The organism is Tenacibaculum sp. AHE14PA, from assembly GCF_019278465.1.
GTDB classification, from domain to species: domain Bacteria; phylum Bacteroidota; class Bacteroidia; order Flavobacteriales; family Flavobacteriaceae; genus Polaribacter; species Polaribacter bernardetii.
Genome location: NZ_CP058983.1, coordinates 1,342,104 through 1,366,765 on the forward strand (window position 1 = coordinate 1,342,104; position 24,662 = coordinate 1,366,765).

The window sequence follows — 24,662 nt, forward strand, 5'->3', positions numbered from 1 at the left end:
AACGCCACAAATCATACACAAATACGTTGTGCGTAATTAAAAAATGGAACTATTTAACAACATTAGAAGTTTTTATAATAATCGAAATTCTGATAATTGGAATTTTGCAAAGCATTATATACCAGATTTTTTTGACACAAAATTTATTGTTCATTGGGTTTATGGAATAATAGAAAATTTTCCATTTGACAAATATCCTATGAAAAACGAGACGTTTGAAGAAATGAATATACGTGTTAAAATTGAAAAAGAATTTAATGTTTTACTGAAAAAAGATGAACTTTATGAACCAATTTCAATTAAAAATCTAGCGAATAAATTTAACGTAGAGTATTCACAAAAAACGGTGGAATTAATTCCTGAAAACCCTGGAATTCACTACTTGGATGATTTAAGCATAAGTAAGCTCAAAGAATCTTTGAAAAGACTTTCTCAAAACTCAAATCTGAATTTACTCATTTTTGAAAATGAAGAATATGATTATTATACTGCTGATTTACAAAAAGAATATACAAATATCACGTTGGAAAAATATTTTGAAATACAAGAATTATATAGTTTTCAATTGGACACCTGTTTATTTGATAATAATTTAAACTGGTGTTTAACAACAGCTGAAAATGCACCAATTTTATTAGGCTGTAAAAAAGAATTTGAATTAGAAATTGAACAAAAAATAAATTTGGAATTATTTAAAGTTGAGAATGAACAAGAAATGTATTAAAAAAACTACGCACAACACCGTGTAAAATTAATTACTGGTTTTTAGCCAATTTACGAAAGTCCTCGCGGACTTTCTATCTGTGATTTATTTACTAATTTTAGTGCTTAAAACACGCAACTAATCTTACACAACAACGTTAGTAAAAACTTTAGAAATCACTCAGACGGAAACAATTCTGTATTAAAATCATGAAACTTATTGTGGAATAATTCTAGTTTACAATTACCTTTTCTGTCAACACTAGAAAAATAACATTCCCAAGTTTAGAGCAACTTTACGGAATTCTTACTCAAACGGAATTTTAAGCGTTAGCAACAACAGAACTGAACGCAAAAAATCACTCTTGCGGAATTTAGCAATTTTGCGGAGCTGAAAATCTATGCGGAATTATTTACTCAAACGTTGAATTTTGAAAATATCGGAAATCATAAAACAGAATTACTTGTCGAAAAAAACGCATTTACTAACAACTTGTATATAAAAATTGCTTTATTTTAGCTAAACTAAATAGTTTGTGCTTTTTAATTAAGTCCAATTTTCCTGCGGAAAATTCGCCGAGCTCTTACAAAGCAACTTTCTATACAAAAAACCGTTGTGGTGCATTTAAGAAAAACATTGAGGAAAAAAGAAAATAAGTGAAAGCTGAAATAATAAATCAACCTTACTCTGGCGAATTTGAAGAACGAATTTATGACGTAGAAAACGTGTGGAATTCCCAATCTTGGACTTGGATAAAGTTTACGGACGAAAGCGGAATTGAAAAAGTCGGACAGTTTCGCGGATTTCCAAAAGACGTAAAAGTATCTAAACCAAAAAATGAAATTGTTGTTTTGACTTCTGACTGTGCATTTCGTTTGGATTCAAACGAATTGAATATTATCGAATCGGAAAAACAAGTTGATTATGGAAACTTGGACGTAACGCCAAATGGAACTTTTATCTTTTCAGAATATAGCGACATTTATAAATTGGAAAATTCACTTTATGATATGCAAATTATCAAAAGTCCCTTTGAAATGGATATGATAGAATTTAAAGGTTGGAATGGAAATATTCTGGAATTTGAATGTACTGAAATTGCCAATTACGAAAGAAATGAAACAATGGAATTAAACACAACTAATTGGACAATAAAAATAAAAAAAACGACACCACAACACCGTGTATAATTAATGGCTAGTTCTCGCCTACTTACGAAAATCCTCGCGGATTTTCTATTCGGTTTTTATTTACTAACTTAGTTGCTTAAACACGCCACTAACCATACACAAACACGTTGGCAACTATTACTCACTCATAATCTGAAAAACTAAAATTTGAAAGAAACTGACTTTATTAGCAAATTAGGAATTGGAGCTTTTGCATATATCTCTATTAGTGAATTTTGTGGATTAATCGAATATTTATTTGAGAACGTTTTAATAATTTCCGGAATAAAACCTATAACGACAATTTGGTTACCTGAAATAGTGAGTCTTTTACTTTTTACAATGATCGTTATTTGGGGAATAAAAAAATACAACAGACCAATTGAAATTGACATACAAAAAACTCTGAAATCTTTAATAGCTATATTATTTGGAATTTTGATATTACAGTTTCTGTTCAGTTATTTAGGAACTGACTTTTTGATGGAAAAATATTCAGCAGAATTTGAGAATTATGTGAAAGGAAATAAAGGAAGTTTAATATTACGAGGTTATCTCGCATTCCTTCCAATTTTACAACTCGTTATATTGGGAATAATATTTTTGATGAATAAAAAAACAGTTGCCAACACCGTATAAAAAAAATTGCTAAATTAGTGCTTCACCAAAGGCAGTTGCATTTTTATCAACTTCTGAATTTCCTTCGGAAATTCCTCGCTGACAAAACCGCAACTTTCTTTATACAACAACGTTAGCAAAAACTTTAGAAATCACTCAGGCGGAACTAATTTTGAGTTAAAAATCTTAAATTTATTATTCAATAATTTTCTTTTCATAACATTGGAAAAATAACAAACAAAAGTTAAGAGCAACTTTACGGAATTCTAAACATTAACAACAACAGAACTGAACGCAAAAAATCACTCTAGCGGAATTTAGCAACTTTGCGGAGTTGAAAACCTTTGCGGAATTGTTTACTCAAACTCTGAATTTTGAAAATATTGAAAAACTAAAATGGAATTATTAATCGAAAAAAACGCATTTGCTAACAACTTGTATATAAAAATTGCTTTATTTTAGCTAAACTAAATAGGCTGTGCTTTTTTACTAAGTCCAATTTTCCTGCGGAAAATTCGCCGAGCTCTTAAAAAGCAACTTTCTATACAAAAAACCGTTACCTGCAAGCTGAAAAACCGAACTTATGAAAACATATCTTTTCGCGTGGAACCCAAAAAAATGGAATTGGACAACTCTTGAGGAGAGTATTGACCAAATCGAAAAAACTGGACGAGCGAATGAAAAATGGAGTGTAATAAGTCACAAAAAGATTAAAGCTGGAGACAGAGCTTTTTTAATGCGTTTAGGACAAGAGCCGAAAGGAATAATGGGAGCTGGATTTGTTACTTCTGACCCTTTCTTATCACCTCATTGGAATGGTTCAGGAAAATTAGTCAATAGAGTAATGATTGACTTTGAAATGATTTTAAACCCAAAAGAGGAACCGTTATTAAAATTAGATTTACTTAAACAAGGAAATTTAGGAAAAGTTAATTGGACACCTCAATCTTCAGGAGTTGAAATTAATCCAGAAGTTACAGATGAACTTGAAGCACTTTGGTTTGACTTTTTAATTACTCAAAACATTAGACTAAATCCTTTCAAAGAAAACGAATCTTCGGAACAGAATGTTTACACGGAAGGAACACCAAATCAAGTACGAATAACTAAATACGAACGAAATCCTCACGCAAGAAAGGCTTGTATCGAACATTATGGGTTATCTTGTTCAGTATGCGAATTTAATTTTGAGCAAGAATATGGAGAATTAGGAAAAGATTTTATTCACGTACATCATTTAAAACAAGTAGCTGACATCGGAAAAGAATATAAGATTGAACCAATAAATGATTTAAGACCAGTTTGCCCAAATTGTCACGCAATGATTCATAAAAGAAAAGTACCATTTACAATTGAGGAAATAAAAGAAAAACGGAATAAAGCCATCAGGTAACACCGTATATAATTTATTGCTAGTTCTAGCCTACTTACGAAAATCCTTGCGGATTTTCTATTCGGTTTTTATTTGCTAAATTACGTGCTAAACCACGCAACAAACCATATACAATCACGTTAGCAAAAACTTTAGAAATCACTCAGGCGGAACTAATTTTGAGTTAAAAATCTTAAATTTATTATTCAATAATTTTCTTTTCATAACATTGGAAAAATAACAAACAAAAGTTAAGAGCAACTTTACGGAATTCTTACTCAAACGGAACTCTAAACATTGACAACAACAGAACTGAACGCAAAAAATCACTCTTGCGGAATTTAGCAACTTTGCGGAATTGAAAACCTTTGCGGAATTGTTTACTCAAACTCTGAATTTTGAAACTATTAGAAAGCTAAAAAAAGGAATTGTAAACCGAAAAAAACGCATTTGCTAACAACTTGTATATAAAAATTGCTTTATTTTAGCTAAACTAAATAGGCTGTGCTTTTTTACTAAGTCCAATTTTCCTGCGGAAAATTCGCCGAGCTCTTAAAAAGCAACTTTCTATACAAAAAACCGTTAGTAAAAACTTTAGAAATCACTCAGACGGAAACAATTCTGTATTAAAATCATGAAACTTATTGTGGAATAATTCTAGTTTACAATTACCTTTTCTGTCAACACTTGAAAAATAACATTCCCAAGTTTAGAGCAACTTTACGGAATTCTTACTCAAACGGAATTTTAAGCGTTAGCAACAACAGAACTGAACGCAAAAAATCACTCTTGCGGAATTTAGCAATTTTGCGGAGCTGAAAATCTATGCGGAATTGTTTACTCAAACGTTGAATTTTGAAAATATCGGAAATCATAAAACAGAATTACTTGTCGAAAAAAACGCATTTACTAACAACTTGTATATAAAAATTGCTTTATTTTAGCTAAACTAAATAGGCAATGCTTTTTAATTAAGTCCAATTTTCCTGCGGAAAATTCGCCGAGCTCTTAAAAAGCAACTTTCTATACAAAAAACCGTTGCCCACAATAGCGGAAATCACTCAGACGGAAACAATTCTGAGTTAAAAAGCAAGAAATTAATTGTGGAATAATTTTAATTTAAATTACGTTTTTCTGTCAACACTGGAAAAATAACAATCCCAAGTTTAGAGCAACTTTACGGAATTCTTACTCAAGCGGAATTTTAAACGTTGACAACAACAGAACTGAACGTAGAAAATCACTCTTGCGAAATTTAGCAATTTTGCGGACTTGAAAATCTTTGCGGAATTGTTTACTCAAACGCTGAATTTTGAAAATGTTAGAAAGCAAAAAATGGAATTATTAACCGAAAAAAACTACTGTGGGCAACAATGTGCATAATTTATTGCGGTTACAGTTTTTCCTGCGGAAAAACCTCGCAAGCGTAAAAGTCTGTGCTTTATTTATTATTTTTTCGCTAAATTTACGCAACAAACTATAAGCACAAAACCGTTGCAAATAATAGCAGAAATTACTCAGACGGAAACAATTCTGAATTAAAATCATCAAATTTATTGTGGAATAATTCTAATTTAAATTACGTTTTTTCTGTCAACACTGGAAAAATAACATTCCCAAGTTTAGAGCAAATTTACGGAATTCTTACTCAAACGGAATTTTAAGCATTAGCTACAACAGAACTGAACGTAGAAAATCACTCTTGCGGAATTTAGCAACTTTACGGAATTGAAAATCTTTGCGGAATTGTTTACTGAAACGCTGAATTTTGAAAATATAAAAAAACCTAAAACGGAACTATAAATCGAAATAAAAACTACAATTTGCAACAATGTGCATAATTTATTGCGGTTACAGTTTTTCCTGCGGAAAAACCTCGCAAGCGTAAAAGTCTGTGCTTTATTTATTATTTTTTCGCTAAATTTACCCAACAAACTATAAGCACAAAGCCGTTGCCAGTAATACCGAAAACAAAAAATGCGAAAAAACATAAGTAAGGAACTTGATTATTTTAAACAACGTAATTCTTCAAGAATATATGTAAGTAAATCATTCCCTTATTTGAAATTTAGAGGCATTTTTACAAATGAAAAAAGGTTTGTCAAAAAAGTATTCAAAAAAGAAACTATTAATGAATTTGCCGAAGTTAAAGGAGAAATTGTACTTCGAGAAACTGGGATTTTTGAAAATAAATATCAAGTTAGTGCAATTGTTTATTCAATTAAAGACACAAATCTTTTAGAATTTACTTTACAAAAGTTTACCGAAAATCAGGAAACAGGAATTTCTAAACCAATTCAAGAAACTGCTTTTTCTTTTAGTCAAGATGAATTTACCGAATTACTAAAATTCTTGAGTGACTTAAAGTTTTTAGACTTTTCAAATAAAGATAGATTTGTAATAGAAGAAGGAACTTTACCAAATAGAAAAATCCTATTAAACTTAACAAAACCTGACACAAGTAAGATATTAGTTGATAAAGATTTAGCAGAATTAGTTGATAAATTATCTGACTTAGATAAAGACAAAAGAGAATCTGTTTTGGAAACTTTAAGAAATAATGTTTTAACAAAACAAGATTTAAATATTCTTTCAGGTAGAAAAGATGGTTTAGAAATATTCAAAGAGCTTTTTAAGAAAAATATTACAGAACCTGAATGGCAGATATTCTTTAAACAGAATTCTTGGATTTTCGGTTATGGATTAGATTATAGGTTTTTAAGTATTTTACAAAGAGAAGCTTCAGTTTCTTCAACTGATTTGGATGGGAAAAACGAAGTTAAATTGGACTATTTACTTGGCGACAAAAATTTCACCATTATTGTTGAATTAAAACGACCTGACACGCCTCTATTTGAAAAAGACAAAAATCGTTCTGAATCGTGGAAACTTTCAAAGGATTTGACTTATGCCGTATCTCAAATTCTTTCTCAAAAAGCAGAATGGGAAATAAAAGCTCAAACAGAACAATTCGATGAAAATGGAAATAAAATTGAACAAGATACAGTTGACCCAAAAACAATTTTAATAATCGGAAACACCAATCAATTTTCTGGTTCGACAAAAACGGACTTGATTAAGAAAAAAACATTTGAATTGTATCGAAGAAATTCAAGAAACATAGAAATAATAACTTACGATGAACTTTTAGAAAGAGCACAGTTCATTGTAAATGACGGAACAGTTAGCGAGGAAACCGAAGAAAAAAAACAAGTAGAAAACGACTATGATGATTTACCATTTTAGAAAAGTACTACTGGCAACAACGTGTATAAAACATAGCTAATAAGTGCTTAATCGAAAGGTTTGTGCTTATTTATAAAGTCCGCCAAATTTTTAAATTTGGCTTTTAATATTGATAAGTTAAAAACAAAATATAAAAATTCGGCTCTGTGTTAATCCGAAAAGTTAGTGTCTTTTTACACGCTACGTTTCATACACAAGACCGTTGTAAACAATACCCAAAAACTCACGAAATTGATTAAGCTTTTTGATAAAACAACAGAAATTATAGTTGGTCCTTCTAGTAATAATGAAAATTCATTTAATTACTATCATAAAAGCAATCGCAAGGATATTCAAATCATTAGAGAAACTCTAGAAAAATGGTTTTCAGAATATCCTGAATTAGAGAAATTAGAACTGAAAAATCGTTTTAAAAAGGATTTAGACTCAGCCTTCTACGAACTTTTTCTATTTGAACTATTTAATAAATTAGGCTTCAATATTGAAATTCACCCTCAACTTAAAGACACTAACAAAAGACCAGATTTTTTAATATCTAAAGATGACTTTCAAGCGTATGTAGAAGCCAAAATTTGTTTTGATAAAACAGAAACAGAAATGGCTTTTGAAAAACGTCAAAATGAATTCTATGACAAATTAAGTAAAGTAAGAATAAAAGGATTTTTATTGAGAATTGAAGAGTTAAGTTTTAAAACTCAAAAGCAACCTAGAGTAAAAGAATTAATTTCCAAAATTGAATTAGAAGTTAGTAAACTTGAGCCAAAGGAAATTACTGAAAGAATGGAAAAATTTGGTTTTGATGGATGTCCTAATATTGACTTTGAAAATAAAGATTTAAAAATTCGAGTTCAACCAATGCCTTTAATTGAATCTCAAAAAGATAAAATCAGTAAAAATCCTATTGGTATGTTTCCTATCGAAACTTTTTGGGGAGGTGGAGAAAATTCCATTCGACAATCTATTCTCAAAAAAGCTAAACGTTATGGGAAATTCGAAATTCCATATCTAATTTGTATAAATGCTTTAGGAAAAAAAACATCAGGAAAAATAGACATTGAAAATGTAATTTGGGGTTCTTTAAAATATACTTTCTCTACAAATCCTGAAAATAGGGACGGAAAAATGACCAGAGAAAGAGATGGAATATTTTATAATTCAGGAAAAGCAAAATTAACTAATGTTAGCGGAATTGTGGTCACGAAAGTATTTCCATCAAATATTCCAAATGCTAATTATTGGCTTTTTGAAAATCCATTTGCAGAAAACAAATTTGATTTTGAAAAACTTAATCTAATCTATAATTATGTTAATGGAAATCAAATTATTAGTAAAGATGGAAATGATTTTGATAAAATTTTCGGAATATCAAAAGAATGGCTGAATTAAAAGTACTGTTTACAACACCGTATATAATTTATTGCTGGCTTCTCGCCTACTTACGAAAGTCCTCTCGGACTTTCTTTGTTCGTAATTATTTACTAAATTAGTTGCTTAAACCACGCAACAAACCATATACAAACACGTTACCATACATTTGAGAAAAACGATGACAGAAACAAACATTACTACTTCAGAATTAAGAACTGAACCAAATATTGGAAAAAGAATTTTAGCCGGATTTATAGATTATCTAATAATTTACGTATTCTTTTTTATCTATATCTATGCGTTTGGAGAACCAAATGCGGAAGGTGAATATTCTGTAAATGGATTACCAGCACTTTTGCCAATAATCTTTTGGGGAATTATGACTGTCGGACTTGAAATCGGACTCGGAGCAACACTCGGAAATTCACTCGCAGGAATAAAAGCAATTCCAAAAAGCGGAATTAACCGAAAACTAACTTTTGGTGAATCTTTTAAAAGACATTTACTTGACCCAATTGATATGTTCTTTTTTGGACTAATTGGAATAGTAACAATAAAAAATACAGATAAAAATCAAAGATTGGGAGACATTTGGGGAAACACAATTGTCGTGCGGAATGAAAATCTGACTGAATAACAAACTGAATAAAAACGTATGGTAACACCGTATAAAAATAATTGCGGTTTAGTACTTAATCAAAGGTCGTTGCGTGTTTGTAACGTCTGATTTTCCTTCGGAAAATCCTCGCATACAAACCCGCAACTATTCTTATACATAAACGTTGTAGGTAATTACACAAAACACTTTGAAAATTGGAGAAAACGTACGAATTAATAAATGATTCAATTAAAATATCATCTGAAAAATTAATCGGATTTAAATCTACAGAGGAGTTTGAAAAATCTCTATTTCACGTAAAACATTTAATTAAAAGTTCTATCCTACTATTAGAAAACAAATTTTATAATCAATCATTATTTTTGACAATTACTGCAATTGAAGAAATTGCGAAAATTGAAATTTGTGTTTATCGAGGGTTTAATGAAAGAACAAAAGTTAATCGGAGAAAAGACCCTTTATTTAATCATTATTCGAAACATAAAATTTCTGCTAACCCAATAATATTAATTGGAGAAAGATTAAAAAAGAGTATTGGCGAGGATAGATTAATCGAAATTTTCAAAAACTTACAGTCTGGAAAATTCATAGAAATTCGAGAGAATTGCCTTTATTTTGAGAGAAATAATGAAAAGCTTATAATACCGAATGAAATAATCGATGAAAAAAAATCATATGAAACACTCTTAATCGCAATTGAAATGATTGACGATAAATTTTGGGGATTAACCGAATTAGCTTCTAAAATTTCAGATGAATTAAACAAGTATTATTCTAAAATAGAAACTGAATTAAACCAAAAATAAAAACTACCTACAACACGGTGTATAAAACATAGCTAATAAGTGCTTAACCGAAAGGTTTGTGTTTATTTATAAAGTCCGCCAAATTTTTAATTTGGCTTTTAAAAAGAGAAAAATTAAAAACAAAATATAAAAATTCGGCTCTGTGTTAATCGGAAAAACTAGTGTCTTTTTGCACGCTACGTTCCATACACAAGTCCGTTGGCAACAATATGACCAAAGAAGAAGAAATAGAAATCGTACACGGAAAAGGAACACACGTTGTAATTCTTGGAGCTGGAGCTACTTATGCTTCGACATTAAGAAATCCTGAAAAAAATGGAAAAGCACTTCCTTTAATGTGGAATGTAGTTGACATTGTAGGATTGACTAACGTGGTTAACAAGTTACCAAAAGAATACCAACTTTTAAAAGAGGATTTTGAAAAACTATATAGTTTATTGGCAAAGGATGATAAATTTAAAGCCGAAAGAGAACATATAGAAAAAGTAGTATACCAATACTTTAGCGAATTGGAATTACCTGATGAGCCTACAATATATGACCATCTTATACTTTCTTTGAGACATAGGAAAGACATAATTGCAACGTTTAATTGGGATCCATTTCTTTATAAAGCATACGTAAGAAATAGTGAATTCGTAGAAAGTCCTGGGATTTTACATTTACACGGTTGTGTTTCTCTAGGATTTGACAAATCAAATGGAACTGTTGGTCCTGCTGGTTGGACTTCTAAAAAAACATTGCGTGATTTTGAGCCAACTAAATTATTATATCCTGTAGACAAAAAAGATTATAATAGTGACACTTATATAAGCGGACAATGGGAAGCACTTGGCAATAGATTAAAAGAAGCAGAAAGAGTTTCCGTTTTTGGTTATTCTGCACCAGTAAGTGATGTAGAAGCAATCGACTTACTTCAAAAAGCTTGGGGAAATGTTGAGGATAGAGCAATGGAAGAATTTGAATTGATAGATATTCAAGAGGAGAAAAAATTATTAAAATCGTGGGATACATTTATTCACACACATCATTATCACTACTGTAATGACTATTTCGATTCCTCATTGGCTTTACATCCAAGAAGAACGGTAGAGAGTTATCATCATTGGGCAATGCCTATGACACCTAATGAAGCCTTTCAAGATGGAAATCAAATACCCGATGATTTTAAAACCCTTGAAGAATTGTGGGAATGGCACAAACCATTAATTGAAGCTGAAAAAAAGTTTTATGGAAAATAAAGAGTCTACGAAAACAAAACAACCCGTAAAACCTTATTTAAGACCAGATTACAAACCTAGAAATTGGTGGCAACGAAATTGGATTGAACTAGTTACAATAGCGGTTGGTGTAATTATTATTCATATTTTTTTACTTTTTAAAGCGTTTAATGGTAATGAATTAAATTCCACCAATGCGAGCGAATTTGGGAGCTTCATTGGTGGATATATGGGAACTCTTTTTGCTCTAGTAAGTGTTATTTTTCTATATACAACTTTGAGAGACCAAAGGAGAACTTCCGAAATTGAGAAATTTGAAACACGCTTTTTTGAACTGATTAGACTTCATAGGGATAATGTTCAAGAAATAACTCTTAAAACACAAAACGGGAAAAAAATTTTCGTGCTATTTATTCGAGAGTTTAGGGAAATAATGAAAATTGTCAAAGACGTTTTTAAAAATGACAAGCTAGAAAAAAAACAAATTATTGAAATTTCATATTTGGCATTTTTTTACGGTATTGGACCAAATTCTACAAGGATATTAAAAAATTCACTTTCCAATTATGATAAAACAAAAGTGAAAAAATTGACTGATGAACTACAATCACAAAAACAAAAAGTAAAAAAAGAACGAAAATTTAATTACGTGCCTTTTGAAGGACATCAATCAAGATTAGGTCATTATTATCGCCATTTGTTTCAATCGATTGCCTATTGTCACAATAAAAAAATTGACATTGATAAATACGAGTATATTAAATTAATTAGAGCTCAACTCTCAAATCACGAACAGGCTCTTTTATTTTTAAATTCAATTTCTAAACTCGGAAAACCGTGGAAAGATGAAAACTTAATTAAAACATATCGTCTGATTAAAAATATCCCAGAAGATTTTTTTGACCCTAAAAAGGAAATCGATATTAAGGAATTATATCCTGAAATGATATTCGAATATGAAGAAAATACTGTTGCCAACAATGTATAAAAATAATAGCGGTTTAATCGCTAAAACGAAAGTAAGTAAATGTAAAAAAGGTCTGTGTTTATCTGAAAAGCTAGTGTATGTAAATCCGCTACTATTCTTATACTAGACCGTTGGCAAACATTGAATCGAAGCTATATGAAATTAAGAGTTGTAAAAAAGAAAATATAATAATGGATACTAAAGAAAATGCGGAATCAAGCTCTAAAAAAATTCATATTGACAAAACAAGAATGGTTACTCAATAGCACAAGAAGTGAAAAGACAAACAAATTCCTTGGATAAGTTTATAGCTGATTCAGGTTTTCCTCTTCTAATAGACTACAAGATAAAAGAAGACCTAACAGAATTAGATAAGAAATTTATCGAGCATTTTTTACCCAATCACTAATGAGTTTATCATAATGATAATTAAAACAGTTAGAAAAGTTCATTGAAATGTTAAAAAAATAAGTAAAAGTTATAGTCTTAGATAAAATTCTTATCTTTGTTACAACAAAAAAGAGTGCAGTCCGTTAAAACATACACTCTAATTTTGAAATTCCTTACCTAGATAGTCGAACAAAAGACGGTAAGACAACCTCTTCGGAGCAGTCACTTTTGTTCTCTTTAATTGGTGCTGATATTACTCAGATACGTGCCTACTGACCACCAGTAGTACAATGAGTAATATCATAAAGCATATAATTGTTTCCAATATAACTTTTACTTATTTTTTCCTTTCACATATATTGATAGATTAGATTATCATTTGTTGACTTGTCCAACACTTACAAAAATAATGAAAATTTACATACACTAATTTTTTATATTAAACAAATTTAATATGTTAAAATAAACGTTAAGGAAATGTTAAAATAATGGGATTTCAAAAACTAATTACAAATAAAAATAACGATTTGCCAACAACATATATAAAAAACAACTAGGTAAGTTCACATCCTAAAATTTGTGAACATTAATTAACACAACTCTAACCCGAAAGTAGCTCTAAATCAACACGTTACTTTTCATATACCAAGCGTTGTAAAACATACGAATGAACAAACTGCTAACATTAAACATTCTGATTTTATTACTCGTTTCTTGCGTTAATCAAGAAAAAAGCGAATCGGAATTTTATGCAGAAAACAAAACTTCATTTTTCGATTTAAGGAACTCTGATTGGACAAAAAACACGTGGATTAGAAAACCTGAAAATTTAAGAACAATTCACGAATCATTGAAAAAGTTCGGTTACGACAAACTGGAAAATCTGATTTTTAAAAGTGACAATGAATTCTTAATCCAAGATATTTACATAAAACGAAATTTTGAGAATTTAATGGACAGTTTGCAACTGACTTACAACAAACCCGAAATACAAACCAAATATTACGCTGAATTTTGGAATCGTAGAAAAGCGGATAAAAATGACTCAATCGTTTATGAAATTCTTAAAGAATTAAACTCTGTGAAATTGGACAAAAAAAAACTGAATTATGAAAAGCAGTTTGTAAATGACACATTAGTTACTCTTTTAAAAATTGAATTTGACAATGAAAATCTGAATTCCGAAAAAGCAAAATCGGATTTTGATATATTAAAAAAATACGGATTTCATCAATCAGCTTATAACCTACTTTTTGAAAGAGCAGAATATTCTGAATTGAGATTAGACCGAGAAAAATTAAAAAAGGAATTGACCAAAACAAAGGAATTTAAGCAACCTTGGTTAATTGATAATGAAAAATAAGTACGATTTTACAACAACGTGTATAATTAATGGCTGGTTCAAGCCTACTTACGAAAATCCTCGCGGATTTTCTATTCGGTTTTTATTTGCTAAATTAGGTGCTAAAACACGCCACTAATCATACACAAAAACGTTGTGCTTAATGAGGAAAAAATGAATCATTTGAAAGAATTACCAATAGAATTAAGAATTCAGCACGAACCTAAAATAAATCCTGATGGAAAAATAATTAGAGGTATCAAACCTGTTGATGAAGTTTCTCATTGGGTTTATGACTTCGATGAAAATTGTGATGCTTTTTTTGAGTGTTTTAACGACCCATTTTCAGAATTATATGAGACTAGCTATTCTAATATTAAAGCAAAATATATATTTAGAGGACATCGAGACTTTAAATGGAAATTAATACCATCTGCATTTCGAGATTTAAATTCAAATGAAGAAACAAATAGTTTAAATGTACTAAAATCAGGAAATGGTCATTGGTTACCAGAAATAACAGATTTTATAAATTTTACCAGAGGTTTAAATAGTTTAGGTTACAAAATTGAAGATGATTCCTTTAAATTAATTAACTCAACTCTAATTGATGATAGATTTAAAGCATTTGATTTAATAAAAGAATTTCCAAAATTAGGACAACTAAAAGAATTAGCTTTAGCTCAACATTATGGTGTCCATACTAGATTATTAGATTTTACTTTTAATCCAAATAAGGCAATATTTTTTGCGACTGAGAAAATAAAACATCCAAAAAAAGAGGATAATTCTAAAATTGGAATTTGGGCAATTCCAGAAAGATTAATTGAAATATGTCAAGAAGACTTTTACCTAAAAAGAATATTTGTTGAAGGATTTCAAAATAACAATATGGTCGCACAACAAGGACTATTCATTAATTATTTTAAAGGTCAGTCAATTGACGAAAAACTATTTAATAAGGAAGGTAAAATAAAATCCCTAGATAACTATTTATTTGATTATGATAAGAGTTCTGAGAACGAAAGATTAATAAATGAAAAAATTGGAAAACCAAGTTTGTTTACTTTATCACATAGAGTAGCTTGGCAAGTTTTTAAACGACTTGAAATATTAAATATTAATTGGATGACAATTCAACCAGATTTAGATGGAATAAAAAAAGAAGTTGAAAGAAAAAAAATAAATCACTAAGCACAACACCGTATAAAATTAATGGCTAGACCTAGCCTACTTACGAAAATCCTCGCAGATTTTCTATTCGGTTTTTATTTGCTAAATTAGGTGTTTAAACACGCCACTAATCTTATACAAAACCGTTGGCAAACAGTTGAGGAAAACGCAACCAGAATGAAAAAATGGGAATAAAAGAATATTTAGATAACAGTCTGAACAAATATTATATTGGAATTCTGAATAAGAACGGATTTGAATTGACTGAATCTGATATTAGCGGAATGGGAGGAATTTATCGCTTTAAAAATAGTTGGCTGAATTTTGACATTGTAAATGACAGAGGAATAATTGAAACTCGGATTTCATCACTCAAATCTGAAAATTTTTATGACTTTGATTTGATAAATGCTTATTTAAATCGGAAAAATAAAACAGATTTGGAAAAACCAAAGTTTGGAAAATCTGACTTATCAAAACGGCTGAATTTGGAGCAAGAAAGTGAATTGTTTGTAAATAATCTGACTGAATTAAAAACTATATTTAGCGAATTGAATTATAAACAAACTGAATCGGAATTAAATAAAATCGGAAATGAACGAGCGAAATTATTGTTCGGATAAAAAAACCGATTTGCCAACACCGTACAAAATTAATTGCTTGCTTTTTGCTCACTTACGAAAATCCTCGTGGATTTTCTTTGTCAGTAATTTTTTAGTAAATTTAGTGCTTAAACACAGCAACTAATCTTGTACAAACACGTTAGTAAAAACTTTAGAAATCACTCAGACGGAAACAATTCTGTATTAAAATCATGAAACTTATTGTGGAATAATTCTAGTTTACAATTACCTTTTCTGTCAACACTAGAAAAATAACATTCCCAAGTTTAGAGCAACTTTACGGAATTCTTACTCAAACGGAATTTTAAGCGTTAGCAACAACAGAACTGAACGCAAAAAATCACTCTTGCGGAATTTAGCAATTTTGCGGAGCTGAAAATCTATGCGGAATTATTTACTCAAACGTTGAATTTTGAAAATATCGGAAATCATAAAACAGAATTACTTGTCGAAAAAAACGCATTTACTAACAACTTGTATATAAAAATTGCTTTATTTTAGCTAAACTAAATAGTTTGTGCTTTTTAATTAAGTCCAATTTTCCTGCGGAAAATTCGCCGAGCTCTTACAAAGCAACTTTCTATACAAAAAACCGTTACAAGCAAGCAAATACTCGGAAATTGACAGAAAAAAAACAATATGAAATTTTAAATTCATTACCTGCTTATGGTCCGATGTATATCCCTATTACGGATTCTGATGAACCGTTCTCATCTGAAGGTTTTGTTGTTCGTTTTTTTAAGGATGACGGAACTGATTGGGTTGGAAACTTCAAAGAGGGCTGGACTAAATTGAATAAAGTATTTGATTTCCCTGAAAAGAAGAGAATAATTGTTTTTGCAGGAGGACTTGGTTATATAATTGACCCGAATACTGAAAAACCAATAGGAAACTTTGGAATAACGATAAGTGATGTTTTTCAAAGCAAAAACGGAAGTTTAATCTGTGTAGATGGTATCGGAGTAAAAATCCTTGACAATGCTAATGGTGAAATTTGGGAAAGTGAAAGGATTTCTTGGGATGGATTTAGAGACTTGAAATTTGAAGATGATATTATATCTGGACTAACTTTTGACCCCACAAATTCGAAAAAAGAATGGTGTGAGTTTTCTCTAAATATATTGACAAAAGAAATTAAAGGAGGATGTTTTAGAATTATGCTAGATAACAATCCCAATCTTGAAATGAAAAATAGGATAGAAATAAAGACAAAAGATAACGTGAAAAAACCTTGGTGGAAATTTTGGTAAGCAAAAAAGCCAGCTTGTAACACTATATATAGCAAATTGGGCGATTAGTGTTTAATCCAAAGATTGTTGTCTATTTATAAAGTCGCCAAATCTTTTGATTTGGTATTAAAGAGAAAAATTAAAACAAAATACAAAAGATTTGGCTTGTGGCTAATCCGAAAGTAATCGCTTATTTTCTACCCAACTTGCCATATATTTAACGTTGGGTTTCATTAGCGGAAACCGTTAAAATTGAACATTTTTAGCTTTTAAAGTGAATTTTTACAATGGTGGAAAAATTTACATAAAAGCTATTTTGGAATTTAATTACAACTCAAAAAAAGTAGCTTGAACAATTTAGTTTTTTAAGTCAATTTTTTACAAATAGAAAAATTTCAGTTTAGAATTGTTTCGTTAAATAAAAATCTAAAACTGGAGAGTTTTGAAATCAAATTACAAACTTTGAGAGTTTTGAGAAGTTTTGAAAATTGAGTTGAATACCAAAACGTGGAAATCATAATTGCGGAATTAGAATCTTTGCGGAAATAATAACTGAAAATTAAAATAGAACGGAAAAACCATAAAACGAAAACCCAACAAGGTGCATAATTCATTAAGGTGGAACTTCCTTGCGGAATTTCCTCGCACTTTTATTATCTTTCGTTCAAATTCGGAAAAGTGCTACGCTCTTTTCCTTAACGAAACCATGCACAAAGCCGTTGCCAGCAAGCATAAAATTGAATTATGAGAATAAATTTAACAGTACTGATTTTAATATATTTTGGACAAATAAGTTTTGGCCAAAATGTGAATTATGATTTAATAACTTATAAAGGATTAAATTTATTTTCTACTAAGACAGAAATAATTGAAAAGCTTGGGAATCCAAATAAGACTTTTGAACCACATTATGAATGTGGTTTTTTATCTAGTGGTGAGCAAGGTAAAGATTACTTCACACTTGAATATAATAAGATAAAATTTACTGGAAATGAAAATGAAAAATATGTTTTAGAGCAAATTAATTTTGAAAATGACAATACAATTATTCTAAATTATGGAGAATATAAATTGACTTGTGAAACTGAACTTACTGAATTGACTAAAATTTTCGGAAAAGAAATAATTAAATATTTTGACAATGATTTAAGTGGTGGAATTATTATTCCTCACAAAGAATATGATAGCGGAATTAGAATTGAATTAAAAAATGGAAAACTAATCCGGTTTGAATATTGGTCACCTTGTTAAAGCCAGCAGGCAACAATGCGCATAATTTATTGCTAAACAGTTTTTCCTGCGGAAAAACCTCGCAAACGTAAAAGACTGTGTTCAATTTATTATTTTTTCGCTAGATTTACGCAACAAACTATAAGCACAAAGCCGTTGGCTTTAATGCCTAAATTGAACAAAAATAAAATAATATGAATCCATTTTTATCAAAAGTCTTATTAACAACATTAATTTTAGTTTTTATAACTCTAACAGTATCAATAATTGATATTACAAAAAGTAAGTTAAATAGAAACGATAAAATTTTTTGGGTATTTGTAGTTTTATTATTCAACATATTTGGGACAATTACCTATTTTATAATCGGTAAGAAAAAAAACTAAAGGTGAATCAATCTGCGGAATTTGATAAAATGCTGAAAAGCTGATTACCGAACTGTATGCAAAAAAATGTCTGACTTCCATTTAACCGAATAAATATCACAATGGAATTTGAGCCAGTTTGCGGAATTGAAACTGAATGAAAAGAAAATCCGAAAGAATTATTAAACGGACAAAAATGCACTAAAAGCCAACACCGTATAAAAAAAATTGCTAGTTTTAGCTAAACCAAAGTTAGTTGCTCGTTTGCTAGCTTCTGATTTTCCTTCGGAAAATCCTCACATACAAACACGCAACTAATCTTATACAACAACGTTATGTGCAATTAGAAGAAATGAAACATATAAAAATAAATTCATCCAAAATTTCTGATTGGGATTCATTTCACAATGTATTCTCAGAAATTTTCAACTTTCCAGATTATTATGGAAGAAATATTAACGCTTGGATTGACTGTATGGATGAATTAACAACTGAATTAACATTAATAGATTTTGGAGATTGTCGTGAATTAAAAAATAAACAACCTGAAATAATAAATTCTATTAATGAATGTTCTGCATTTGTTAATTTTAGAAGAATTGAGGCAGAAGAAGAGCCTGTTTTAATAATATCAATGTTTTCGTAAAATATGAATAGATGGATTAAATCACCTTGGGGTATAAGTATTGGTACTGCAATTTTCAGTTTGCTTTTGACAATGGGATATGATTATTCTAAAGAGAAACCAATTCTTTCAACTGTTTGGAGTGTAATCGTCTGGATTTGGGATTTAGTAATATCAATTCTAAATTTTAATCTAAAAGTTTGGTGGATTATAGCAGGAATTGGAATTTTTATTTTCGTCCTCTATATAATTGATAAATTCAAAAAGGAAGAAACTTTTAAACCTGATTTCTACTCATATACCGAAGACAGAATTAAACAATGGAAATGGACTTGGAAGTGGAAATGGAATCAAAGTAAAAACGCTTGGATTATTTCAGATATGGAGGCTCGCTGTCCAAATTGCGACACTCCTATGATTGACCACTCTAATTCTACATTTGGATTAAGTTTTGATTGTCCTAGATGTGATTTTAGTGCTAGTGGAAACCAATGTGATGAACAATATAAAATTGAAAGAATTATTTGCGACAACATTGACCGAAAGAGAAAAGAAAAAAGCACATAACACTATATATAGCAAATTGGGGGATTAGTGTTTAACCCAAAGGTTGTTGTCTATTTGCAATAGTCGCCAAATCTTTTGATTTGGTATTAAAAGAGAAAAATTAAAACAAAATGCAAAAGATTGGGCTTGTGACAAAACCAAAAGTAATCGCTTATTTTCTGCCCAACTTGCCATATATTTAACGTTAGCAAAAACTTTAGAAATCACTCAGGCGGAACTAATTTTGAGTTAAAAATCTTAAATTTATTATTCAATAATTTTCTTTTCATAACATTGGAAAAATAACAAACAAAAGTTAAGAGCAACTTTACGGAATTCTTACTCAAACGGAATTCTAAACATTGACAACAACAGAACTGAACGCAAAAAATCACTCTTGCGGAATTTAGCAACTTTGCGGAATTGAAAACCTTTGCGGAATTGTTTACTCAAACTCTGAATTTTGAAACTATTAGAAAGCTTAAAAAAGGAATGGTAAACCGAAAAAAACGCATTTGCTAACAACTTGTATATAAAAATTGCTTTATTTTAGCTAAACTAAATAGGCTGTGCTTTTTTACTAAGTCCAATTTTCCTGCGGAAAATTCGCCGAGCTCTTAAAAAGCAACTTTCTATACAAAAAACCGTTGTAAACAAGCTGAAAAACGAAAACTATGATACATTTGATTTGGTCTATAATAAACGGAATGATTGTTCTTTACTTTCTTTATCTAATTGTTGGATTTATAGCTAAAGGAAAAAAAATATTTAAACCACAATTTAAATTTGTCTCAATCTTTATAATGGTAATCGGAATTGTACAAATAATTTCCGCATCTAATTCAAGAAAAAACTCAAACCGAATATCAATAACAGAAAACTATGAGAGAAAAAATAACTCGGAAATTAAACAAGTGAAATTGGAAGATAATTGGACTTTTGATATAAATATGCTTGTAAAATATTCTATAGAACAGAATGAATATATCCCAATTGAAAGTAACAGTTATTTGACTGGAATTGTGAGCGGTTATATGTGGGAATTTAAGTCAATAGATACGAACAATTTGAATATGAATGGAAAAGCGGAATTTATTGCTAATGGAATTTTAAAATGGAATCTTTTTGGAATTACTGTTTATAACGAATCAAAAACATTTAGCGGAATTATAGAATGAAAAAAGCCTGTTTACAACACCGTATAAAATTAATTGCTAGTTTTAGCTCACTTGGGAAATTCCTTCGGAATTTCGCCGTTCGTGATTAATCTAGTAAATTAGTTGCTTGAAACACGCAACTAACCTTATACAACAACGTTGTAGCCAATATAAGAAAACGCCTATGGGAACTTGGGGAACAGGAATTTCTTCAAACGATATTTACGAAGATATTAATTATGAATTCTTTGAATTATATAATCAAGGAATGGAAGTTTCTGCGATTACTGAAAAGTTAATTCAGGAAAATAAAGAACTGGTTGATTCTCACGAAGACCAAAATAATTTTTGGATAACTATCGCAAAATCCCAATGGGAATGTAAATCTCTTGACCCAAAAATTTTTAATCGAATTAAAGATATTGTCGAATCTGGAAAGGATATTGAATTGTGGAAAGAACTTGACTCGTCACAATCTGATTTGACTAAAAGAAAAAAAGTTTTAGACGGGTTTTTAAAGAAAATATCAACCGAAAAAAAGACAGAACGCAAACGGAAAGTAAAAAAATCACGAAATGCGATTTTCGAAAAAGGAGATTGTTTAGTTTTTAAATTAAGTGATGGAGATTATTGTGGAGTTTTCGTGTTGGAATCAGAAAAAGAAACGGAATTCGGACTGAATTTAATTGTTGTAACTGACATTAAACAATCGGAAAAACCAACTGAAAAAGATTTTGAGAATGCAAAACTATTATTTAGACTTGAACAGCAAATAAACAAAGAGTTTAAACCAAAGGAACAAATTAGTTGGTATTATGCTCAACTTTTCAAAAAATCGGAAACGGAATTTGAAAAAATTGGGCAATTAAAAGTTAATAAGGATTATTATTCAAATAAAGACTATCAGAGTTTTTCGAATTGGGATAATCTGAAATTATTTCAAGATGAATTCTATTCTGACTTTGAAAATAATAAGTGCAAAAACAAATTGAAATTAAGCAGTTTAAGAAAAAAATACTGGCTACAACAAAGAACTGAGGTAAAAAACAAACCTTTTCTTTATTAAATTTACACAATAATATTCTAGACTCAAAATGCTATTACTTGGTATTTTAAGTTTTTATTTCATGTATAATAACTACTTATTTAGCTAATACCGAAATATACTTTTCATCATAAGGTAAACCCGATTTTGCAATAGCAAAACTTTGTTTTATTAACTTATTTGAAACAGCTATTAATGCTAGTTTTTTACTCTTTCCTTTGTTTACAATACGCTCATAAATATCTTTACATGCCTTATTATGTTTGCAGGCATTAAAGGAACACAAAAACAAAAGATTACGTAACTTTCTATTACCAACTTTACTAATCCTACTTCGACCTCTTACACTACTGCCAGACTCTCGTATTATAGGTGTTATACCAACATAACTACAAAGTTGTTTTGAGTTTTCAAACTTGGTAAAACCATCGGTAATTACTAGCATAAATAAGGCGGTTTTAAGTCCGATCCCTGGAATACTGGTTAATAAGGTTAACTGAAACTGCTGCTCTTGTTTTACTAAAGATAACAACCTTTCTTCAATTCCTTTTAACTCTTTATCTAAATGTTTTTTGTCTCTTTTCAAAGAACGATAAACCCATTTTGAAGGAATGCCTAAAACTTCTTCTCCATGTATTTTATTCTTGGTTGCTGTGCGTTTCTTGATAAAACTATCCATTAAACGAAACAATTGCAAGCATTCACTTTGTACATCTGTAAGAGCTGTATATAAAGGAACCTCATTTATTTGTCCATATTCGCAAATGGCTTTGGCATCACTTTTATCTGTTTTTACTTTAGATAATTTCATCTGAATGAAACGCTTTACCGATAAAGGATTCACTACCGAAACTAAAATACCTTGTTTAAATAAAAACTGAGCTAGCCGATAATGATAATAACCCGTAGCTTCCATTATAACTAATGATTCTTTAGGAAGGTTTTTTAGAAAGACCTTAAAACCAGAGGCATCATTTTTAAATTGATCATGGCCGCTTTTACTTCCATGAACATCAAATACATCTTTACTTATGTCAACTCCAAAAATTTCCTTATATTTATTCATAAGAACTGTTTTATGAAAGAATAAGCTACTTGACTCACAACAAATTGAAATCGAGATCTAGGTCTCACAGAACTGAACGTGATTTTTAGTAGAAAAGAGAGAGGATTATCAATGTTGTCGAAGTCAATGCTTCACCGTATATATTAACCTTAATTCTCTCTTTTATTCTTTCTGATTTATATCTCTTAAATTTAACCTTTTTATTAAATTGCTAACTTAAGACGTATAAAAATAATTGCTAGTTCTAGCCTACTTACGAAAATCCTCACGGATTTTCTATCTGTGATCTATTTGCTAATTTAGTTCCTTAAATACGCAACGAAATCATACACAAAACCGTTGGCAATAATAAAATGCAGCCCTGAATAAAGGCTACATAATATTAAACACTTTTAGTTAAACAATCGAAGACATATTACTTTAACACAATAATAAATAAAAATATTTTTTTATTACTAACCGATTGTTTAGTTTTGTAAAGTAATTAGAAATAATGGCAAGGAAAAAAGAATATAATGAAGATATAGTCGTAGAAAAAGCAATGAATCTATTCTGGAGGAATGGCTATGAAACGACATCTATGCAAATGCTTGAAAAAGAAATGGGCATTAATAAGTTCTCTATATATGCTAGCTTCGGAAATAAACATGGTTTGTTTTTAGAAAGTTTAAAGAATTACAAGAAAAAAATAAACTTGATTTTCGAAGATTTAAAAAAATCGAACAATGGAATTGAAGATATTAAAGACTTTTTCTATAATTCAATAAAAATTTGCAGTGACGCTGGTAATCAAAATGGCTGTTTGGTTACAAATACTTATAACGAATTTTTAAACAAAGAGGATGAAATAATTAATGATCAAATGAATTCTTTTATGTCTGATTTAAAAGATTTATTCATTCTAAAGTTAAAAATAAATTCTGATAAGTGCGACGAAACTATATTAAAGCAAGCTAATTATTTACTATTAGCAAAACATGGTTTAGCTGCAGCATCAAGAGTTAATAGTAAAAAAGAAATAGAAGATTATATTGAAATGACTTTCAAAAACTTATAATCATTTTTTTTAGCTATTAACTAAACGATTGTTTAGGTAAGGGCAAATTCAATAATAATAAACATAAACTCAAATATATAATTATGACAACATTAAAAATTCACAATATAGAAACAGCTCCAAAAGAAAGTAAAAACTTATTGGAAGCATCTAATAAATCTTACGGAATGATTCCAGGATTACATGGAGTTTTAGCTAGTTCACCAGAGATACTTGAAGCGTACCAAACATTACACAAATTATTTACAGAATCATCTTTTAACAATGAAGAGTTAACAGTGGTTTGGCAAACTATAAATGTAGAACACGAATGTCATTATTGCGTACCTGCCCACACAGCAATTGCCGCAGCAATGAAAGTAGACTCTGCCATTTCAGATGCTTTAAGAAACGGAACGTCTATGCCTACAGAAAAACTACAGGCATTACATGAGTTTACGTTAAAGGTTACACGTAATCGCGGTAACGTAACACAAGATGATCTAAACACTTTTTATGCTGCTGGTTATGAAGAAAAACAAGTTTTAGAAGTTATTTTAGGTTTATCTCAAAAAGTAATAAGTAACTATACAAACCGTATTGCAAATACACCTGTAGATGCACCTTTTAAAAAATATGCATGGTCTAAGAACGATGTTGTTTCTTAAGACTTACAAAAAGAGAACTCGATTAATACTTTAGATTTCTATATTTACATAATGGTATAATTAATAAAATCGAAATAAA

The 24,662-nt window shown here is 29.7% G+C and carries 23 protein-coding genes; 22 read left to right on the forward strand and 1 reads right to left on the reverse strand.

Features of this window, described 5'->3' with window-relative positions; genetic code table 11:
- Nucleotides 1-43 precede the first annotated feature (43 nt).
- The 20 genes from H0I30_RS06140 to H0I30_RS06235 all read left to right on the forward strand — a co-directional run bounded on the left by H0I30_RS06140 (nucleotide 44) and on the right by H0I30_RS06235 (nucleotide 21,834).
- On the forward strand, nucleotides 44-724 hold the full coding sequence (locus tag H0I30_RS06140) for a hypothetical protein (RefSeq protein ID WP_218773384.1): 681 nt from the start codon (nucleotides 44-46) through the stop codon (nucleotides 722-724).
- 635 nt (nucleotides 725-1,359) lie between these two features.
- Nucleotides 1,360-1,893 carry a hypothetical protein gene (locus H0I30_RS06145; protein ID WP_218773385.1) on the forward strand — a complete coding sequence of 178 codons (534 nt, stop codon included), beginning with the start codon at nucleotides 1,360-1,362 and terminating at the stop codon, nucleotides 1,891-1,893.
- Between the two features lie 147 nt (nucleotides 1,894-2,040).
- Entirely contained in the window at nucleotides 2,041-2,511 is a 471-nt protein-coding gene (locus H0I30_RS06150) for a hypothetical protein (protein WP_218773386.1), read from the forward strand.
- Nucleotides 2,512-3,073: 562 nt separating this feature from the next.
- Nucleotides 3,074-3,883 (forward strand): HNH endonuclease, encoded by an 810-nt coding sequence (locus H0I30_RS06155; RefSeq protein ID WP_218773387.1) that lies wholly within the window; start codon nucleotides 3,074-3,076, stop codon nucleotides 3,881-3,883.
- Between the two features lie 1,956 nt (nucleotides 3,884-5,839).
- Nucleotides 5,840-7,108, forward strand: coding sequence for a Shedu immune nuclease family protein (locus H0I30_RS06160; RefSeq protein ID WP_218773388.1), 1,269 nt, complete (start codon nucleotides 5,840-5,842; stop codon nucleotides 7,106-7,108).
- 231 nt (nucleotides 7,109-7,339) lie between these two features.
- Nucleotides 7,340-8,494, forward strand: a complete 1,155-nt coding sequence (locus H0I30_RS06165; RefSeq protein WP_054851014.1) for a hypothetical protein — start codon at nucleotides 7,340-7,342, stop codon at nucleotides 8,492-8,494.
- Nucleotides 8,495-8,654: 160 nt separating this feature from the next.
- The gene (locus H0I30_RS06170) at nucleotides 8,655-9,113 is read left to right on the forward strand and encodes an RDD family protein (RefSeq protein WP_218773373.1); all 459 of its coding nucleotides are present in this window, start codon (nucleotides 8,655-8,657) and stop codon (nucleotides 9,111-9,113) included.
- A gap of 176 nt (nucleotides 9,114-9,289) precedes the next feature.
- The gene (locus H0I30_RS06175; protein WP_218773374.1) at nucleotides 9,290-9,901 is read left to right on the forward strand and encodes an AbiV family abortive infection protein; all 612 of its coding nucleotides are present in this window, start codon (nucleotides 9,290-9,292) and stop codon (nucleotides 9,899-9,901) included.
- A gap of 209 nt (nucleotides 9,902-10,110) precedes the next feature.
- Nucleotides 10,111-11,142: a hypothetical protein gene (locus H0I30_RS06180; protein WP_218773389.1), complete on the forward strand. Its 1,032-nt coding sequence runs from the start codon at nucleotides 10,111-10,113 to the stop codon at nucleotides 11,140-11,142.
- On the forward strand, nucleotides 11,132-12,109 hold the full coding sequence (locus tag H0I30_RS06185; protein ID WP_218773390.1) for a putative phage abortive infection protein: 978 nt from the start codon (nucleotides 11,132-11,134) through the stop codon (nucleotides 12,107-12,109). Before H0I30_RS06180 ends, H0I30_RS06185 begins: the two co-directional genes overlap by 11 nt.
- 1,036 nt (nucleotides 12,110-13,145) lie before the next feature.
- Complete coding sequence (locus H0I30_RS06190) at nucleotides 13,146-13,841, forward strand: hypothetical protein (protein ID WP_218773391.1); 696 nt, start codon at nucleotides 13,146-13,148, stop codon at nucleotides 13,839-13,841.
- A 153-nt stretch (nucleotides 13,842-13,994) separates the two neighbouring features.
- Nucleotides 13,995-15,014, forward strand: coding sequence for an FRG domain-containing protein (locus H0I30_RS06195; protein ID WP_218773392.1), 1,020 nt, complete (start codon nucleotides 13,995-13,997; stop codon nucleotides 15,012-15,014).
- A gap of 164 nt (nucleotides 15,015-15,178) precedes the next feature.
- On the forward strand, nucleotides 15,179-15,616 hold the full coding sequence (locus tag H0I30_RS06200) for a hypothetical protein (protein ID WP_218773393.1): 438 nt from the start codon (nucleotides 15,179-15,181) through the stop codon (nucleotides 15,614-15,616).
- A gap of 620 nt (nucleotides 15,617-16,236) precedes the next feature.
- Entirely contained in the window at nucleotides 16,237-16,866 is a 630-nt protein-coding gene (locus tag H0I30_RS06205; protein ID WP_218773394.1) for a hypothetical protein, read from the forward strand.
- A 723-nt stretch (nucleotides 16,867-17,589) separates the two neighbouring features.
- Nucleotides 17,590-18,096 (forward strand): hypothetical protein, encoded by a 507-nt coding sequence (locus H0I30_RS06210; protein WP_218773395.1) that lies wholly within the window; start codon nucleotides 17,590-17,592, stop codon nucleotides 18,094-18,096.
- A gap of 173 nt (nucleotides 18,097-18,269) precedes the next feature.
- Nucleotides 18,270-18,461, forward strand: a complete 192-nt coding sequence (locus tag H0I30_RS13075) for a PLDc N-terminal domain-containing protein (protein ID WP_218773396.1) — start codon at nucleotides 18,270-18,272, stop codon at nucleotides 18,459-18,461.
- Nucleotides 18,462-18,792: 331 nt separating this feature from the next.
- Nucleotides 18,793-19,086, forward strand: coding sequence for a barstar family protein (locus H0I30_RS06220; RefSeq protein ID WP_218773397.1), 294 nt, complete (start codon nucleotides 18,793-18,795; stop codon nucleotides 19,084-19,086).
- A 3-nt stretch (nucleotides 19,087-19,089) separates the two neighbouring features.
- Nucleotides 19,090-19,632, forward strand: coding sequence for a hypothetical protein (locus tag H0I30_RS06225; RefSeq protein WP_218773398.1), 543 nt, complete (start codon nucleotides 19,090-19,092; stop codon nucleotides 19,630-19,632).
- Nucleotides 19,633-20,285: 653 nt separating this feature from the next.
- On the forward strand, nucleotides 20,286-20,789 hold the full coding sequence (locus H0I30_RS06230) for a hypothetical protein (protein WP_218773399.1): 504 nt from the start codon (nucleotides 20,286-20,288) through the stop codon (nucleotides 20,787-20,789).
- A 163-nt stretch (nucleotides 20,790-20,952) separates the two neighbouring features.
- Nucleotides 20,953-21,834: a hypothetical protein gene (locus H0I30_RS06235; protein ID WP_218773400.1), complete on the forward strand. Its 882-nt coding sequence runs from the start codon at nucleotides 20,953-20,955 to the stop codon at nucleotides 21,832-21,834.
- Between the two features lie 76 nt (nucleotides 21,835-21,910).
- Here the strand turns inward: H0I30_RS06235 and H0I30_RS06240 are convergent, their stop codons facing one another.
- Nucleotides 21,911-22,879, reverse strand: coding sequence for an IS110 family transposase (locus H0I30_RS06240; RefSeq protein WP_218772907.1), 969 nt, complete (start codon nucleotides 22,877-22,879; stop codon nucleotides 21,911-21,913).
- 493 nt (nucleotides 22,880-23,372) lie between these two features.
- Here H0I30_RS06240 and H0I30_RS06245 point away from each other — a divergent pair, with 493 nt between their 5' ends.
- Entirely contained in the window at nucleotides 23,373-23,936 is a 564-nt protein-coding gene (locus H0I30_RS06245; RefSeq protein ID WP_218773401.1) for a TetR/AcrR family transcriptional regulator, read from the forward strand.
- A gap of 83 nt (nucleotides 23,937-24,019) precedes the next feature.
- Nucleotides 24,020-24,583, forward strand: coding sequence for a carboxymuconolactone decarboxylase family protein (locus H0I30_RS06250; RefSeq protein ID WP_218773402.1), 564 nt, complete (start codon nucleotides 24,020-24,022; stop codon nucleotides 24,581-24,583).
- The last annotated feature ends 79 nt before the right edge of the window (nucleotides 24,584-24,662 follow it).

What these genes read in the sequence shown, in the direction of transcription:
- H0I30_RS06140 (WP_218773384.1), top strand. Translation starts at nt 44, where the DNA reads ATGGAACTATTTAACAACATTAGAAGTTTTTATAATAATCGAAATTCT.
- H0I30_RS06155 (WP_218773387.1), top strand. Translation starts at nt 3,074, where the DNA reads ATGAAAACATATCTTTTCGCGTGGAACCCAAAAAAATGGAATTGGACA.
- H0I30_RS06160 (WP_218773388.1), top strand. Translation starts at nt 5,840, where the DNA reads ATGCGAAAAAACATAAGTAAGGAACTTGATTATTTTAAACAACGTAAT.
- H0I30_RS06170 (WP_218773373.1), top strand. Translation starts at nt 8,655, where the DNA reads ATGACAGAAACAAACATTACTACTTCAGAATTAAGAACTGAACCAAAT.
- H0I30_RS06180 (WP_218773389.1), top strand. Translation starts at nt 10,111, where the DNA reads ATGACCAAAGAAGAAGAAATAGAAATCGTACACGGAAAAGGAACACAC.
- H0I30_RS06185 (WP_218773390.1), top strand. Translation starts at nt 11,132, where the DNA reads ATGGAAAATAAAGAGTCTACGAAAACAAAACAACCCGTAAAACCTTAT.
- H0I30_RS06190 (WP_218773391.1), top strand. Translation starts at nt 13,146, where the DNA reads ATGAACAAACTGCTAACATTAAACATTCTGATTTTATTACTCGTTTCT.
- H0I30_RS06195 (WP_218773392.1), top strand. Translation starts at nt 13,995, where the DNA reads ATGAATCATTTGAAAGAATTACCAATAGAATTAAGAATTCAGCACGAA.
- H0I30_RS06200 (WP_218773393.1), top strand. Translation starts at nt 15,179, where the DNA reads ATGGGAATAAAAGAATATTTAGATAACAGTCTGAACAAATATTATATT.
- H0I30_RS06210 (WP_218773395.1), top strand. Translation starts at nt 17,590, where the DNA reads ATGAGAATAAATTTAACAGTACTGATTTTAATATATTTTGGACAAATA.
- H0I30_RS13075 (WP_218773396.1), top strand. Translation starts at nt 18,270, where the DNA reads ATGAATCCATTTTTATCAAAAGTCTTATTAACAACATTAATTTTAGTT.
- H0I30_RS06220 (WP_218773397.1), top strand. Translation starts at nt 18,793, where the DNA reads ATGAAACATATAAAAATAAATTCATCCAAAATTTCTGATTGGGATTCA.
- H0I30_RS06225 (WP_218773398.1), top strand. Translation starts at nt 19,090, where the DNA reads ATGAATAGATGGATTAAATCACCTTGGGGTATAAGTATTGGTACTGCA.
- H0I30_RS06230 (WP_218773399.1), top strand. Translation starts at nt 20,286, where the DNA reads ATGATACATTTGATTTGGTCTATAATAAACGGAATGATTGTTCTTTAC.
- H0I30_RS06235 (WP_218773400.1), top strand. Translation starts at nt 20,953, where the DNA reads ATGGGAACTTGGGGAACAGGAATTTCTTCAAACGATATTTACGAAGAT.
- H0I30_RS06240 (WP_218772907.1), bottom strand. Translation starts at nt 22,879, where the DNA reads ATGAATAAATATAAGGAAATTTTTGGAGTTGACATAAGTAAAGATGTA.
- H0I30_RS06245 (WP_218773401.1), top strand. Translation starts at nt 23,373, where the DNA reads ATGGCAAGGAAAAAAGAATATAATGAAGATATAGTCGTAGAAAAAGCA.
- H0I30_RS06250 (WP_218773402.1), top strand. Translation starts at nt 24,020, where the DNA reads ATGACAACATTAAAAATTCACAATATAGAAACAGCTCCAAAAGAAAGT.